This window comes from Bacillus tianshenii (genome assembly GCA_020524525.2).
In the GTDB taxonomy this organism is placed as follows: Bacteria; Bacillota; Bacilli; order Bacillales; family Bacillaceae_N; genus Bacillus_AV.
This window is the reverse complement of sequence record CP129018.1, coordinates 797310-814288: the sequence shown is the minus strand read 5'-3', so window position 1 is coordinate 814288 and position 16979 is coordinate 797310. Positions and strand designations below refer to the sequence as shown.

The 16979-nt window shown below is 43.9% G+C and carries 13 protein-coding genes; 4 read left to right on the top strand and 9 right to left on the bottom strand.

Annotation, left to right across the window (positions count from 1 at the left end; genetic code table 11):
* Window positions 1-31: 31 nt before the first annotated feature.
* Window positions 32-1552 carry a SpoIIE family protein phosphatase gene (locus LC040_04035; GenBank protein WLR52092.1) on the bottom strand — a complete coding sequence of 507 codons (1521 nt, stop codon included), beginning with the start codon at window positions 1550-1552 and terminating at the stop codon, window positions 32-34.
* Between the two features lie 336 nt (window positions 1553-1888).
* On the opposite strand from LC040_04035, the gene LC040_04030 reads away from it, so the two are divergent.
* Window positions 1889-2335: a hypothetical protein gene (locus LC040_04030; protein WLR52091.1), complete on the top strand. Its 447-nt coding sequence runs from the start codon at window positions 1889-1891 to the stop codon at window positions 2333-2335.
* Window positions 2336-3089: 754 nt separating this feature from the next.
* Here LC040_04030 and LC040_04025 read toward each other — a convergent pair.
* The 7 genes from LC040_04025 to LC040_03995 all read right to left on the bottom strand — a co-directional run bounded on the left by LC040_04025 (window position 3090) and on the right by LC040_03995 (window position 12756).
* Complete coding sequence (locus LC040_04025; GenBank protein ID WLR52090.1) at window positions 3090-3719, bottom strand: bifunctional precorrin-2 dehydrogenase/sirohydrochlorin ferrochelatase; 630 nt, start codon at window positions 3717-3719, stop codon at window positions 3090-3092.
* Window positions 3716-5227 carry a cobyric acid synthase gene (locus LC040_04020; GenBank protein WLR53184.1) on the bottom strand — a complete coding sequence of 504 codons (1512 nt, stop codon included), beginning with the start codon at window positions 5225-5227 and terminating at the stop codon, window positions 3716-3718. The genes LC040_04025 and LC040_04020 overlap by 4 nt, the downstream gene beginning before the upstream one ends.
* The gene (locus tag LC040_04015; GenBank protein WLR52089.1) at window positions 5220-6590 is read right to left on the bottom strand and encodes a cobyrinate a,c-diamide synthase; all 1371 of its coding nucleotides are present in this window, start codon (window positions 6588-6590) and stop codon (window positions 5220-5222) included. Before LC040_04015 ends, LC040_04020 begins: the two co-directional genes overlap by 8 nt.
* 227 nt (window positions 6591-6817) lie before the next feature.
* On the bottom strand, window positions 6818-7546 hold the full coding sequence (locus LC040_04010) for a hypothetical protein (GenBank protein WLR52088.1): 729 nt from the start codon (window positions 7544-7546) through the stop codon (window positions 6818-6820).
* Entirely contained in the window at window positions 7494-8711 is a 1218-nt protein-coding gene (locus LC040_04005) for a FapA family protein (protein ID WLR52087.1), read from the bottom strand. The genes LC040_04010 and LC040_04005 overlap by 53 nt, the downstream gene beginning before the upstream one ends.
* A gap of 124 nt (window positions 8712-8835) precedes the next feature.
* Entirely contained in the window at window positions 8836-10149 is a 1314-nt protein-coding gene (locus LC040_04000; protein ID WLR52086.1) for a globin-coupled sensor protein, read from the bottom strand.
* 636 nt (window positions 10150-10785) lie between these two features.
* Complete coding sequence (locus LC040_03995) at window positions 10786-12756, bottom strand: methyl-accepting chemotaxis protein (GenBank protein WLR52085.1); 1971 nt, start codon at window positions 12754-12756, stop codon at window positions 10786-10788.
* Between the two features lie 239 nt (window positions 12757-12995).
* Between LC040_03995 and trpB the strand changes: the two genes are divergently transcribed.
* Window positions 12996-14168, top strand: a complete 1173-nt coding sequence (gene trpB, locus LC040_03990; protein WLR52084.1) for a tryptophan synthase subunit beta — start codon at window positions 12996-12998, stop codon at window positions 14166-14168.
* A 42-nt stretch (window positions 14169-14210) separates the two neighbouring features.
* On the opposite strand, the gene LC040_03985 is transcribed toward trpB, so the two are convergent.
* On the bottom strand, window positions 14211-15026 hold the full coding sequence (locus LC040_03985) for a carbon-nitrogen hydrolase family protein (protein ID WLR52083.1): 816 nt from the start codon (window positions 15024-15026) through the stop codon (window positions 14211-14213).
* A gap of 117 nt (window positions 15027-15143) precedes the next feature.
* On the opposite strand from LC040_03985, the gene LC040_03980 reads away from it, so the two are divergent.
* Together LC040_03980 and LC040_03975 are read left to right on the top strand one after the other, a co-directional pair.
* Window positions 15144-15614, top strand: a complete 471-nt coding sequence (locus tag LC040_03980) for a hypothetical protein (protein WLR52082.1) — start codon at window positions 15144-15146, stop codon at window positions 15612-15614.
* A gap of 177 nt (window positions 15615-15791) precedes the next feature.
* Complete coding sequence (locus tag LC040_03975) at window positions 15792-16763, top strand: GGDEF domain-containing protein (protein ID WLR52081.1); 972 nt, start codon at window positions 15792-15794, stop codon at window positions 16761-16763.
* Window positions 16764-16979 lie beyond the last annotated feature (216 nt).

Here is a 16979-nt window from a genome sequence, read left to right as displayed (position 1 = left end):
TCAGCCTTCTTTCTCCACTTTATTGCAGTCATTATTTTGTTTTAAGGTGAACGACACAAATATCATCTGATTGTTTGACAACGGAATCTTGGATATGCTGATGCATTTTCCCAATCGTTTCGTTACTGCTTAACGACCTGCAAGAATTATAGAAGTCACTCAATTGCTTCATGCCGACGTCGAAATCCTTTGAGAGGGCTTCAATTAAGCCATCCGTGTAGACGAGCAGACGTATATTTTCTTCATAGGAAAACTCACCTTTTACAATCGGAAATTCTTCAAATAAGCCGACAGGCATCGAGCCTTTTGACAGCTGTTGAATTTCCCCATCGTCACAGATTAAGAAAGCAGGCGGATGACCTGAATTAATATATTGACCTGTTTTTTCTGCTACATTTATTTCAATATATATAGCGGTTAAGTAATGATTTGTGTAATAACGATTGTATTGGAAAAGTTGAAGCAGATGCTGATTGAGCTCGGAGATAACGGAAATCGGCTCAACTGACTTTGTAATGAAGCCGCGCATGACAGAGCGAACTGACATGCTGACAAGTGATGAAGAAACACCGTGTCCCATCACATCAAATACGAAAATGCCGTAACGGTGTTCATCAATTTTGAACCAACTGTACATATCACCAGCTAATTCAGTTGAAGGGAGATAGAGCGCGGAAAGGTCGATATACTCATCATGCAACGGGGGACTTAGCGCGCTTTGCTGAACTTGCTTCGCTACACGCAACTCTTCTTCTAGCTTCTTGGCCATATTCTTACGCTCGGTTATATCTTGCTTAACCGAAACAAAATGCGTAATCTCACCATTTTTACTTGTTACAGGTGTTATGGATGTATCTTCATGATAGATCGTTCCATCTTTTCTTCGATTTGTAATCTCACCAGACCATACTTGTCCGCTTAAAATCGTACTCCACAAATCTTCGTAAAATTGCACATCATGAATGCCAGATTTTAAAATATGCATGTTTTTGCCAACTGCTTCATGCTCAGCATATCCCGTTAAGGTTGTAAAAGCAGGATTTACCCATGAGATTCGCCCCATCTTATCGGTAATAATAATCGCATGGGCCGCAACCTTTAGCGCTGAAATATTCAAACGAAACTGCTCTAACAACTCCCCCATCTCACGCTCATTCTTTTGTCTTTTCGTAATTTCCCTTCGAATGCTAGAAGCGGCATGAATACGACCAATCACTTCCATTTCGTCAAACGGCTTCGTTATAAAATCAAACGCGCCGGCTGTGAACAGCTTCTTAATATAGCTCACATCTCGGTCATTTGAAATCAACACAAGCTTCGGAAGGTCACGCAAGGCTTTTCGTTCTGATAGATTTGCACACATCTGAATCACGTCAGGGTCTGATAATTGATCGTCAAGCAACAGACAATTGAAATCATTCTCTCCCCCGTTCTCTAAAAGGTGCTGCGCCTCTTGCTGGGAGACATCGCGAAAAGATAACACATGCTCGGCGAGAAATGTTTCCATCCTTTTTGCTAAATGTCTGTCATTTGTAATCAGTAAAATTCGCATACGCAGTTTCCTTTCATGACCGTTCTTCGGAGGTTAATAAATCGTACGAACATTTTTCTCCAATTCTCGGCAAATTCCTGCTTAATTTTGATTTTCTTAAAATCTTTCCAAGCAAAATAGCTCACTGCCAGCTCTATGGTTGTCATAAAAGATTCACAAAAACATAGAAATAAATATTGAAAAAATATAAAAGTTTATTCATTGAGGAAGGAATTTTGGAAATCTATGACTAATATATACAATATAAGACTCGTTTTCCTATCATTCTATGTTGTTCGCCTGATACATATGCATGTATGTGAGTGAACCGATGATAACACCTAGGAGGGAATTGGTATGCGGAAATATATTCACGGATGGTGTATTGCTTTTTCTCTCTACTTTTTAACGCTTTTCTTTACGACGCTTATTTCTTATGCTCTCTACGGAAAGCTTGCTTCAGAAGAACGAACAGCAGGTGCCATTTTCAGTGCAGTGATGCTGCTGATTATTCCTTATACGTTCATTGGATTATATGCACGTAATATGTTTTCAAAAACTGCAAAAGCCGCTTTTTGGATGAGCATCATCTTTTGGACAGGCGAGAAAATCGTCATTCTTCTTACAGCTCTGTACACTCTCCACACTTCATCCAAGCTCAGCTTCCATTATCCAAACCTATTAACCTTCATCCAAGCAAAAGCCCTGCCATTCTACAACCTCATCTACATCACAAGCGGCCTCATCAGCATCACCCTAGCCGTACTCATCGCGTCAAACGAAATGCGGAGGCGGGCCGCTTAGGCTGTCCGATTGCTGGAGCCTTTACACAGAGAAAGCCGAACTTTGCTTTCGGCGTGGAAAGGTGAAGCAACTCGCGCAGCCTGCCCGTCGGAGCTAGACATCTCCGAAATGCGGAGGCGGGCCGCTTAGAAATATTGTTCACTGGAGTCTTTACGCAGAGAGGCACGTTCTTTGCCTCGGAGCGGGAAGGCGAAGTGACACAAATTTCTGCCCGCCGGAGCTAGACATCTCGAAATGCGGAGGCGGCTTGTTCAGGGGCGACAAGCATAAGGCAGAATGTGGAGAGGACCGCTCTTTGTCCTCGCAACAGGCTGACTTATGACCTCGAGCCCCTAGCCGCCGCAGCTGGACATCTCCGAAATGCGGAGGCGGGCCGCTTAGGCTGTCCGATTGCTGGAGCCTTTACACAGAGAAAGCCGAACTTTGCTTGCGGCGTGGAAAGGTGAAGCAACTCGCGCAGCCTGCCCGCCGGAGCTAGACATCTCGAAATGCGCAGGCGGGCCGCTTAGAAATATTGTTCACTGGAGTCTTTACGCAGAGAGGCACGTTCTTTGCCTCGGAGCATTAATAGGAACGTCGGTTAACAACGAAACGTCCTGTGCATCGGAAGCTCCTAACAAAAAAGCGGACAGCCTGCTTAGACAAGGCTCTCCGCTTTATATCCATCAGTTGTTTGTTCAAACCAGCTGAGTTCATGATAAAATTTCACGATGCCTGGTCTGTACTTTATCAGCTAACCATCTCTTTTTCCACGTTATCCTTCCCCTTGAATAAATCGTTCCACATCCTTTAGGCAGACCTTTTTTCCTTCTGTACAGTATCGTTCATAATAGTCGTCTGTCACAAGTTCAGCAAAAAGAGCACGCCTCCTTTTTTCATCCGCAACCTGTTCCTTTATTACATGCCGTGCCTGCTTTAAGAACATCAAATAATCCGCATATGTATCATCGAATTTTTCATACAGCTCTTGCTTGATCTTACGGGCTACAATCGGGCTGGCACCGCCTGTGGAAATGCTGATGACAAGCGGATCACGCCTCATCACAGCAGGAACGGTAAAGGTGCTTTCCTCTGGATGATCAACCGTACAAACAAAAGCGGAAGACTTCGCTGCTTCATAGACCGCCTTGTTCACCTCACGCTTATCTGTCGCCGCAAACACAAGCCGCACGTCTCTTTCATCACCTGCTGTAAATGTGCGCTCGCTCCAAGTGAAGCGGCCAGCGTTCGCCCACCGCTTTAACTGTTCGGTCAGCTCTGGGCTGACCACTGTTACATCAGCTTTCGCTTCAAGCAAGCCTTCCACCTTGCGCTCCGCAACTTTTCCACCGCCAACGACAAGCACAGGCTGACCTTCTAAGTTGAGCATGACAGGATAGCTCATGAGCGCCGCACCTCCGCTTGAAAGCTGTGCATTTTATCTTCAATTTGCTTTATGTCAACATGCTCTTTCACGTGCTGTGCCAGCTTATCATACGCCTCTTCACGCAATTGCTGATAGGAAACCCGCTCAGTTAGCGGTTCAAGTGATTTTTGCTGACGAAGCTCATTCAACAAGCCGTGGCGGAACGCATCATTATGAAACAGCCCATGAAAGTACGTGCCAAATACACGCCCGTTCTCACTTACACAGCCATCGTCATGAGTGCTCATCTCAATCAATGGCGCCCCGTTTACAGTCGTTTTCCCCATATGAATCTCATAGCCGTCAATTTCATAGGAAGCGCCGTCATAATGTAAGGTTCCGAATGAACGGACTGTTCGCTTCTCCTTTGCCATTGTCGTCTGAACAGGAAGCAAGCTTAAGCCACGAGCAGACTGAAGCGACGATTCCACTTCTTCAGGGTCATGAATGTCTTCGCCAAGCATCTGAAATCCGCCGCATATTCCGATGACTGTCGTTTCACCTGCTTCAGCCGCTTCTGCAATACATGCCGCAAGTCCGCTTTGTTTCAAAAATTCTAGATCAGCCAATGTGTTCTTACTGCCAGGAATAATCACAAGATCTGGACTTCCGAAATGACTAGCCCGTGAAATAAACCGCACATCACAATCTTCTTCTGCAAAAAACGGGTCAACATCAGTAAAATTCGAAATAAACGGCAAGCGGATCACCGCAATATCAAGCTCTGCCTCACCAAACGCCCGTGACTGATGACGATCTAAAATAACCGAGTCCTCAGCATCAATGTTTAAGCCATGTAAATGAGGAACAACGCCAAGAACAGGCACACCTGTGTAGTCCTCAAACCAATCCAAGCCATCTTGAAGCAGACGTTTGTCACCACGGAATTTATTAATCATCACACCAATTACGCGGGAACGTTCCTGTTCATTCAACAGCTGCAGTGTACCGACAAGGCTTGCAAAGACACCGCCGCGCTCAATGTCGCCGACGAGAATAACAGGTGATTGGGCAATCTCAGCCATCTTCATGTTGACAAATTCACGGTCATTTAAGTTCACTTCAGCCGGACTGCCAGCCCCTTCAATAACAATCCGTTCATATTGTTCACTCAAGCGACCGTATGCTTCACCGATAATTTGCAGCCCTTGTTCATAAAAGTCCGCCCGATATCCGAATGCCTCCATGTTGCGGTATGGCTTGCCGTTTACAACAATCTGTGCGTTCGAATCACCTGTCGGCTTTATTAGAATTGGATTCATCTCTACTGTCGCTTCAATTCGGGCCGCTTCTGCCTGCACGCCCTGCGCTCTACCGATTTCCTTGCCATCTGCGGTGATATACGAATTCAGCGCCATATTTTGCGACTTAAACGGTGCTGTGCGATAACCTGCATCCGCAAAAATTCGGCAAAACGCGGCCGCTATCACGCTTTTCCCTGCGTCTGAATGGGTTCCTTGAATCATAAGTGGAAGGGCTCTACTCATCACGTCCATACTCCTTTGCGGCTGCAACAAATTTTTCCGCTGCGGTTGGATTTGATGCAAAGTGAAGGTGTGTATAGCCAGCCGCAATGTTACGCCCTGCGTAGCCTGTACATGCCGTCTTTCCAAGTGCTGAAACGTGATAGGCCTCTGCTTGCGTCTCATCTGTTTCAAAGACAGAATAATGGAATTCATGACCGCGAAGTTGATCAGCTGGTGAGAAGAAAGGGTGCTTTTCACTCGGCTCGATTTCACGGTAACCAAGCGCCGCAAGCTTATCTGTCATACGCACGCTTCCCCTTACCAAACCGACCATTTCATGTGTCTCTCCATCTGTTGTCTGAAGAGAGTCTGTTAAATACATATAGCCGCCGCATTCTGCTAAGATCGGCATGCCGCGCTCTGCTGCTGCTCGAATTGACGCTTTCACCGCTTCCTGCTCAGCAAGCTCTCGGGCAAATTCTTCAGGAAAACCGCCGCCGATATAGAGAGCAGACGCTTCTTGCGGAATCGTTTCGCCGCGCAATGGTGAGAAATAATGAAGCTTCGCCCCGTATACCTCTAGCAGTTCGAAATTTTCTGGATAATAGAAGTTGAAGGCTTCATCCTTTGCTACTGCAATCGTCACCTGTATTGGCTGTTTGACCGCAAACAATGTTTCATCCGCTGCTACAGCTGGCGCTTCGCTTAATTCGTAAAGCATATCTAAATCAATTTGCTCACCTACAACCTCTGCAAGCTTATTAAAGAAACCATCTAAATCCCCACGCTCAATCGCTGGCACCAATCCTAAGTGACGCTCTGGCAACGTGAGCTCAGACTGCTTCGTTAAATAGCCGATAACAGGGACACCACATTCCTGTTCAACCGCGGCTTTGACAAGCTTGTAATGCCCTTCACTGCCTACTTTATTTGCGATAACTGCGCGGATATCAACCTTTTCATCAAGCATTTGGAACCCTTTTACAATCGCGGCCGCACTTCGAGCCATGCTTGCGCAATTGACAACAAGCACAACAGGACTGCTTGTTAAGAGCGAAATTTCCGCTGTACTTCCGCGGTTCGAAAGCGGGTCTTTTCCATCATAAAAACCCATCACACCTTCAATAATCGATAAGTCTGCACCGTTCTGACCGCGTGCTAAGATCGCCATTAACGTTTCCTCTGAAAACATCCAGCTGTCCAAATTTCGTGCCGGACGACCTGTTAGTGCTGTCTGAAAGCTCGGGTCAATATAATCTGGTCCGCATTTAAATCCTTGAACAGTTAATCCTCTTTTTTGAAAAGCCGCCATTAAGCCGAGCGTCAGCGTTGTTTTTCCGACACCACTCCCGCTTCCAGCAATGACGAATCGTCTGTTTGCCAAATTCGTTCCCTCCCAAGACACTTTTAAAAAATCTCACTGTATGTACCGACATAATTGTAGACAACCTCTGAAGGCTGCTCTACCTCTACTTCATTTAACACTTCTTTTGAATATGTGTAAAATGCCTACCTGTATTTTTACACTTTCAACATTGCCGACCCTCTCACAAAGAAGGCACCGATTCACTTCCTTATTGGATAAAGGGAGGTAAACCGGTGCTCTTTCTCTTACGTGCTATTTACAAAAACATCTGTTTCAATTTCTTGGTTACATGTCATCTTCTCTTCATTCGCGTCCCATAAACACGTGAGCTGATGGAGTTCGTCAGCAACGAGGACATGCTTCTTTCCGATAATTAATTTTGCTTGATGAACTTTATTTGCTGTAAGTTGCTTGCCAGCTCTCACCAGTGGTGCACGGCCTCTTTCACTGCCGATACTGCCTGCATAAATGGCCTGCTCTGCAATCACTTTTCCGCCGTGAATCGCCGCAGTTGTTTTCCTGAAAAGGATTTCTTGGCCTGCATATGCATCCGTCTGCACAAAGCCTCGCCCTGTCACAACAATCGTACCGTTTGTTTTTAAGACAGACAGGTTCGCACTGCCAACTTCAATATCACTCTTATCGCCTACAGTAAGCTCAATTCGGTCAACAAGCTCTTGAATTGCAAATAACATGCTTTCGAACGTATCCAGCGAAGCAATAGTCAAGGTTAGATGCCGAGCTGTTAACAATTTTAATACACGCTGTGAAATTGCCATGTATGGTGGAATCTCCATACCGCTCTCTTTCATTTGTGAAATGATTTGATAAAAACGTGTAACATGCTCTGGAAGCTTCGGAAATTTCGCATCAACTAAGGCAGCTGCGACATGCCCGACAAAACAAGGCTTCCCCTTCGCTTTAAATGCCGCACACACTTGCTTCATCGCCTGTAAAAAAAGTCTCAATTTCAATATGAAGCTCCTGCATTGTCGTATAAATCATACTGTAAAAAAGCCCGTGACGCCCAGCATAAATGTGACTTCTCATCACTGTGCCGCTGATTGAAATATTTTGGGAAGCTGTAACAGTCGCTTGATAGACATTCCCTTTAATACGTACATTTCCTGCCGCTTCTACGCGCATTCCTTCCATTACGTTCCCATTAATCTCCACATCACCATGGAAATAAATATTCCCCGTCTTAATATCAACATTGCCGTGCACTTCATAGATTGGAAGCACTGTAATCTGCTTAACAGCTCGACCTGTAAGAGTTGGCCTGCCATCAATTAAAGCGATCACTTTGCCATCAGTGATTTTCACATTTTTCCCTTCACGGAGCTTAAGCTGCTTTGGCGCTGGCACATGGATTGGCTCACCGAAAATATTCAGTCCTTCTTTTCCAGCTTTCGGCGGGTGCAAAATAGCAATCACATCACCGGCAATCACATTCGGTATTTCTAAACGCTTTTTGAAATCTACTTTTCCGTCCACTTCATGCAAGACTTCTTTTACTTCATTTTCAAATAAAAGTTCAAGGTGGGCATCCACTGGTTGAACTGGAGCAATCCCTTTGGCGACAACGATAGGCTTACCACTTAAGCGCTTCAGCTCCTCCATCATCATCCGTACATTGATATCAGCTTCAATGCCCATTCCAATTAACTTTTCGACAACTTCAGAACATACAGTATGCCGGTCAAGTGTTGCCTCGGTTTCTACCAATTCGACTTTCACTGAATTGGCCGGAGCTGTTTCTTTTAAGCGAAACGATCGAAATGCTGCTGGATTAAATTGAAGTGAAACGGTCAGCTTTCCTTCATCAACTTGTATGCTATAAGCCTCAACGGCCGGAAGCTCCCAATGAATACGGTCTTCTTTAAAGACAATTGTTTTATCTTGTATCGGCTTTCCATTGACATAGAGTGTATAGCTTTCATGCGGCTGTAGTGATGGTTGTTTCCCTCTTGGTCCTGCATTTTGTACATAAATTTCGCCATCCTTAACTTCAATGAAGCCATCAAACGTCCCTAATTCTGCATCCTGCTGCAGCAATGGTTGTTCGGTAGACTGTTCACGTTGCTCATACCCATCTAACACTTGCAAAATTTCTTCCATGAGAACATCTTTCGGCATCTTCATCACCAGCCTTTGTAAAATAAGAGTACTTTATAATACTATTATACTATTTTTATACACATTTGGGTGATAAAAACAGGATAAAAAATACCTAAAAAGACACTTGCAAGGTGCAAGTGTCTCACAGCTCTTTCGTAATGACATACAAATGATCAGCGGAGTTCGCGACATCCCCTGTTGCTTTTTCAATATCTTCAATCATTTTCATAAAGTGAATAAACTCTTCTTCAATACGCACACTTTGGCCTTTCAGCTCGTTAACGGATGCACAGATTTCCTCAAAGAAACCATTCGTCTTCACCATTTGGTCATTACCAGAAAGAATCAATTGCTCCGTGTTTTCAATGAATGTTGACATATTTTCAGTTTGGCTGCGTGTCTTTTGAATTAAATCATCAACATTCGCCACGGAAGATTTCGTTTGCTCGGCAAGCTTGCGCACTTCGTTTGCAACGACAGCGAACCCTCGTCCATGTTCACCAGCACGTGCAGACTCAATCGCCGCATTCAATGCTAACAAATCCGTCTGGTCTGCGATATTCTTAACCATACCGACAATGTCTTGAATCTTATCAGATACATCAAGCATAACATTCATTTCTTTCTGCAAATGGAGCATGTTTTCTTGAATTGACCCCATTTGCTCTTCTTGCTGCTTTAAATGACCGCGCCCTTGCGCCGAAATATCTTCAACCTGCTTAGAAGCAGTCGTTCCTTCTTTCGTAAACTTAATCATTTCGTCGGACTGAAGCACAAGATGCTCAAGCGAGGAATATGTTTCTTCTGATAAGGCTGCTAATTCTTCGACTGTATGGTTCACTTGCTTCTTAACATGTTCTTTCTTTTCCACTTCTACTTGGCGAACACGGGCATTCTCTTCATCATACGCTTCAAGCACGATTTGCTTCTCCAAAGCAACAAGCTTCGTCAGTACCTTTATCGCCTCTTCATATTCATCTTTTGAATGAAGCGATTGACTGACAGCTTCTAAGATTGACATCATCAAATCTTGAAAAGCACACATATACCACTTTGGCACAAGCCCTACTCTTACGTGCGCTTGTGCAATACGTGTTCGTTGATTGATATATTCACTGTTAATTTTGCCACTGAACATTTCATCAATATGTGCCTTCAACGTACTTTTCAAATGTTCAACCGTCGTATGCTTTGTAATAATGTCTACTAAGTGTTGTTCATTTTCTAAGTTTTTATAGAAGCTTTCAACCATCTTTTCAATATGAGGCGCCACACAAGGATAGAGCCACTTTGAAACCGCCAAATCCTCCTTCGTCAACCCGATCATCTCTATTTGTTTCGTTAGTTCACTTTTGCCCGACACTTCAATATGTACATCACTCAAATATTTCTCAGCCTTCTTATAAAGCGACGACCCCTGCTTCTGTTCCTGTCGATCTAACACTTTAAAAAACATACCACCAACTCCCCCCGACTCAAAATATCATCCCATATATTTCATAATTATACATCATTTTTCAAATACAATTTCCCCCATTTTGTGAACATTTGAGCATCATTGAAAAGCGGAGAAAGGCGTTTAGGCTGTCCGATTGCTGGAGCCTTTCCACATAGAGGCGCTCTTTGCCTCGGAGCATTAATAGGAACGTCGGTTAAGAACGAAACGTCCTGTTTCAACACCGACGCTAGCACGTCCTGTGCGTCGGAAGCAACTCGCGCAGCCTGCCTTTCGCAGCTGGACATCTCCGAAAAGCGGAGAAAGCCCGCTTAAATCGATCGGCTGGTGGAGCTTCTGACAGAGAAGGTCGCTCTTCACCTTCGACAGAAGAAGTGAAGCAGCCCGACGATTTGGCTTTCGCAGCTAGACATCTTGAAAAGCGGAGGCGGCTCGTTCAGGGGCGACAAGCATAAGGCAGAATGTGGAGGGAACCGCTCTTTGTTCCCGCAACAGGCTGACTTATGACCTCGAGCCACTAGCCGCATAGCTAGACATCTCCGAAATGCGTCGAAGGCGTTTAGGCTGTCTGATTGCTGAAACCTACTTACTTGCAAAAAAGGACGATGCGTCTGAAGTCGTCATCGTCCTTTTCGTTTATTTTACGCGGAACTGTGCCATTAAGGCTTGTAGCTCGTCAGCTAATGTTGCAAGTTTTGCGGCGTCGCCAGAAATTAAGTTTGCGCTGGATGCTTGCTGCTGGCTTGTTGCACTCACTTCTTCCGCTCCGGCTGAAGCTTGTTCAGTAACAGCTGAAATGCTTGCCATTTCGTTTCCGATATAACCGCCTGTTTCTTTTAGTTCTTTGATTGCCACATGGATTTGTTTGTTCTTATCAAGAACCTCATCGATATGAGCACTAATCTCATCAAACACACCTGTCGTTTGCGTAACGGTTGTTGTCCCTTCTTCGACAACTCGTGTGCCTCTGTCCGCCGCCTCGACAGCTCGTTTGCTTTCTTCTTGTGTCTCGCGAATAAGGATTGAGATTTTATCTGCTGATGATGTCGTTTCACTTGCGAGCTTTCGGACTTCCTCAGCAACAACTGCGAACCCTTTTCCATGCTCACCAGCACGGGCTGCTTCAATAGAAGCATTCAGCGCTAACAAGTTCGTTTGCTCAGCAATATCTGTAATCATGCTCACAATGTTGCCAATCTCTTTTGACTGAGAATCGAGCTTACGGATAATCGAAGACGTTTCAAGCATAGACGCATTCATTTCATCCATCTTCTTCAATGCTTCTGCACTATAATCATGCCCTTTCTCAGCTGAAGCCCGGCTATTCTCGGACGTTTCAATAACTTCATCTGCGTAAGTAGCAATCTGGTCGACTGTTGATAACATCGATGAAATTTGGTTTGTCGTACTTGTAACGGAATGAGCAATATCTGTCGTTCCGCTCGCAAGATCTGAAATCGTAATGGCGACTTGCTCAGCAGATGCCTTCGTTTCTTCACTTGAATGGACAAGTATATCCGATGATTGCTTCACATGATTGGCTGCATCCTGCACTTTAAGAAGCATGTTTTGCATCTTTTCAACCATTGCATTAAAGTTTCGACCGAGTAATCCGACTTCATCGTCTGAATCATGGTCCACTTTTATCGTTAAGTTACCTTCCGCCAAATCGGTTGTAAGCTCACTTAATGATTTAATTGGTTTGACAAGACGTGATGAGAATATAAAAATAATTAAGATTGAAAAGGCCGTCACAACGGCAGCTGTTACAAAGCTCAGCATTGCCAGGTAAGCAAGCTGGCTTGTTGCTTCTTCTACGGGCACAACTGCAAGAATGCTCCAGCCTGTTGTCGGTTCTTTTTGATAAAACACGTAGCGTTCCTGATTCGAATAGATATAACGCTTACTCCCTGTCTTACCGGCTTCTAGCTCTGTTTGTGCAGCTGCAAGCTCAGGCACACCAACATCTTGGAGCTTCTTCTTCATTTGTAAATTATCATCTGGATGAACGATGAACAGTCCATCATCTCTTAAGATACTTGTATAGCCTGTCTCACCGATTTGCACCTTTTGCGCCATTTCCGTTAGCTTTGAAACTGGAAGTGTTGCGCCGACAACTCCTGCCGTTTGATTGAACATCTTCAGCGGAGCAGCGATTACAATTACCGTTTCCCCGCTCGCCCGGCTTACAACAGGCTCAGAAATAACGACTTCACTCCCTGCCATTACTTTTTTAAAATAAGGTCGATCTGCAACGTTGACTTCTTTACCATCAGCAGTAAAACCGTCCCCATTTTGATCAGCAATATAAAACGTTAAATATTCCGGATATTCACGGTTCCGCTCTCGTAACACGGCTTGTTTCGTAAACCGCTCTTCCCCTGTTAGCTTAGAATCTTTCGCGATGTTTTTGAGCCGTTCCTTATGTACATTTAAATCCCCAGAAATGGATGTTGCAATTAAATTCAATTGTAAAAATGCTTTGTCTTCAAAATCGTTCTCTAAGAACTGCTTGGCCTTATTATGATTAACCCATGATACAGCCACAAGTGCGACAATAATCACAGGAATGAGCGTAAGCAGTAGTTTTGATTTGATGCTTTTCAACTCATTTCCCCCCTATTCATCAAAAAAATACATAAGCTATAACAATATTACTAAAATTTTGTAAAGTTTTGAATAAAATAGTCAAATATTCTGTTATTTATTTTGAATTTATACATTTTTGTTAACATTCACGCTGTAATTTGTTAGAATATTCTTATCTTTTATGCGGAAAAGAGCCATGATTTCGCTCCTACCGCTTTTTAATGAAAAAAGTTGAGATGAGTGAAGGGGGACTTGAGATGAGTCGAGTAGAAGCAGAAGGAAAAGGATACTTTGGGCAATTTGGAGGCAGTGAGGTTACGCCTGAACTGCAAGAAGCGCTGAATCATTTAGAAGCGCAGTTTGAACATTTCAAGCAAGATGATGAATTCAACGAAGAGTTCAAATATTATTTGAAGGAATACGTTGGGCGTGAAAACCCACTTACATTCGCTGCGAACTTAACTGAGAAATTAGGCGGCGCAAAAATTTACTTAAAACGCGAAGACTTAAACCATACAGGCGCTCACAAAATTAACAATGTCATCGGACAAATTTTGCTTGCAAAGCGGATGGGCGCAAAGCGTGTCATCGCTGAAACAGGCGCAGGCCAGCACGGTGTCGCAACGGCCATGGGCTGTGCGATGTTTGATATGGAATGTATCATTTACATGGGTCTTGAGGATACGAAGCGACAAGCACTGAACGTATTCCGCATGGAGCTGCTCGGCGCTGAAGTTGTAGCGGTTGATAAAGGGCAAGGGCGTTTAAAGGATGCTGTTGATGCAGCGCTTGAAGATTTAATCGAAAACTATGAAAGAACGTTCTACTTGCTTGGTTCAGCGGTTGGGCCGCATCCGTATCCGACAATGGTGAAACATTTCCAATCGATTATTAGCGAAGAATCAAAGCGTCAAATTCTTGAAAAGGAAGGCCGTCTGCCAAACGCTGTGTTAGCATGTGTCGGCGGCGGAAGCAACGCGATTGGGGCATTCGCTCACTATATTGATGAGCCTGATGTACGCTTAATCGGTGTGGAGCCTGACCAAGCTCCGACTTTAACTGAAGGGGTTCCAGCTGTTCTGCACGGCTTCAAAACGCTAACACTGCTAGATGAAGAAGGGAACCCGCGCCCGACTTACTCGATTGCAGCTGGGCTTGATTACCCTGGAATCGGACCTGAGCACAGTCACTTGAAAGTAAGTAATCGGGCTGAATATGTGACCGTAACGAACGAAGAGGTTCTTGAAGCATTCGAGAGGCTTTCTCGTACAGAAGGAATTATCCCTGCACTCGAAAGCGCCCATGCTGTCGCTCATGCGATGAAAATCGCTCCTAAAATGAGTCAGGATGACATCTTAATTATAAACATTTCAGGACGCGGCGATAAAGACGTTCAACACGTTTATAACCTGCTTAATGAACAAAATTAATCATTCAGATGGCTTTGGAAGATACATTCCAAAGCCATCTTTTTAATGTAACAGCTGCTGATAATTAGTCAGCCTGTCTTGTTTGAATTGATACGTATTCCGAACCTTTTCTAAATGCTCACGCTCTAACGTAAAGACATTCGATTGCTCACTTTCAGAATAGATAGAAGGAGAATGCTCGGAATCATGCCATGCAGGTGAAAAAATCGACTGTCCAAACTCGGTACCTGCTCGATTCACACTTAATAGATAGACTTGATTTTCGATTGCACGTGTTTGGACGAACGAATGCCAGCTCGGATAGGTTGGGTCTTTCGAAAAAGCAACTGGATGCAGGATTACATCTGCTCCACTATCAACTAAGGTTTGCGCCAATTGTGGAAAGCGAATATCGTAGCAAATCAAAAGACCAAACCTCCAGCTATCGATTGTAAAAGTGACTGCCTTATTGCCACGCTTAAAATATTCCTTTTCCATCGAGCCGCCAAATTGTGCAATATGGAGCTTTCGATAGTTTGCAAGCAGCTTACCTTCTTTCGACACGACCGCTTGAGAAATGTAATACGCTTCACCTTCTCGTTCTGCATACCCATAGCAAATAGCACATTGTAAATGCTTCGCTGTTCGCGCCATTTGCTCAAACATCATCCCTGTTTTTTCCTGAGCAAAATGTTCTAGCTGTGCAAAGTGTTCTCTTGTATAAGGGTGAAAAGACAGCTCAGGAAGCACCACTAAATCAAAGCCCCCTGCTTGTTCATAGGCTGTTTCAATTTTACGACCTACTTGGCTCACCCACTCCATTAACTCCGTACGGCTGATTTTATTTGGGACAGCTAACTGCATACCTGCGATCTTCATTCGAATCCTCCGTTCGACAAAACATAAATTATTTTCTGGGAAATATCACGAAAATTGCCTATTAATTCTCATATATATAGAAATTATATGTCATAATAATACTAAGGAGGGAAGTTTATGCGCAATCTTATTTTTATTCTACTCACACTTATACTTGTATCTTGCTCCAATTCCACAACCGAAAATCCAGCCCCTGAAGCGGAACAAGAAAACCAACAAGAAGAAATTCAACAAGAACAAGAGGAAAAGGAACAGGAACAGGAACCTGCTTCAGAAGAAAGCACTGAAGAACCGGCTAATCAAGAAGAGAAGCAGCCAGAAGAAACAAAGTCAACTCCACAAAATGAACAAAAACAAAAAGAACCACAAGATAAATTAACAGAAACAGAGGCTGAAACACTCGTTCTAACCCAGCTGCAATTGTCGAAGTCTGATTCAACGAAAGTAAAGTTCGACCATATGGACAGTGGAAACTATATTATTCACGTTTATGACGTGATTGATGAAGGAAAAGAAACCGAGCATAACGCTACACTCGGCTGGTATATTGTAAATCCTGAAACAAAAACAGTAAAGTCAATGTTCTAGCCCAATCGTTATAGTTATTTCCAATAAATTTACAAAACCTTAATGTTCCGTAAACCAAAAATCCTTTACAATAGAATAAGAGTAGTCATTCTTCAAAGGACGCAGCGCAGTGCTCGTCCTTTTTATTCTGTGAATGGCTAATCCGACACGGTTCTAAGATAAGGGAGCGAAACGAGAATGGTGCAAACAAGCATAGGGGAGATTGCTGAACGAATTCCGGTGCTTCACCCTGACATGTTAAGCAAAGATGTTGATCGCCTTTTTAAAGAGCGCGAACATCTTGAAGGCTCTGTCGTATTAGATGAAGGAGTGCCGATTGGGCTCGTTACGAAAGTAAAGTTTTATCAGAAGATTTCTATGAAGTACGGGTTTGATGTATTTATGGGCAGGCCGATTCAGCTTTTAATGGAAGAAAACCCTCTTATTGTTCAAGCCAATACGCCTATTACCGAAGTCAGCGCGATGGCGATGAACCGCCCGCAAGATTGTCTCTATGATTACGTTATTGTTGTAAAAGACAAACTGTTTGCTGGTATTGTCAGCATCCGAACGTTATTAATAAAATTTGCAGAAATCCAAACAGCAGTTGCGAGAACGACAAACCCACTAACAGGATTGCCTGGGAATGCATCGATTACAGAAGCACTGCAAACAGCTTTAATGAAGCCATCATATGCGATTCTTTATCTCGATCTTGACCGCTTTAAAGCCTATAACGATACTTACGGCTTTCAGCAAGGAGATAAGCTGATTCAGACTACGGCTGCGATATTAAAAAAACATTTGAACGAAAATAATGGTGATTTTATCGGTCACATCGGTGGCGATGATTTTCTCGCAGTCCTTCATCATCATGACTACCAATCGATTTGTGAAGGAATACTTGAAGATTTCACACTGCACCTTCCTTCTTTTTATGAAGAACATGACCACAGACGCGGCTTTGTCTTTACAAAAGACCGTAACGGCATATATTGTGAAATCCCGCTCGTCTCCCTCTCCATTGCAGTCGTAACGAACAAGTATAATACATATAAAACAGTCGAAGAAATCAGTGAAGCAGCTGCTCATATGAAAAAAATATGCAAGCAAGAAAGCAAAAGCTGTTACTACGATAACCACAAACAAAACCCAGCAGCCTGCAAATAATGCAGGTGCTGGGTCCTTTTAATGCCCCGAGGCAAAGAGAGCCTCTATGCGTGAAGGCTCCAGCAATCGGACAGGCTAAACGCCTTCGACGCACAGGACGTGCTAGTGCTGGCGTTGTCACAGGACGTGACGTTTTTAGCCAGCGTTCCTTTGATGTCCAGCTGCGAAAGGCAGGCTGCGCGAGTTGCTTCACCTTCCCACGCCGAAAGCAAAGTT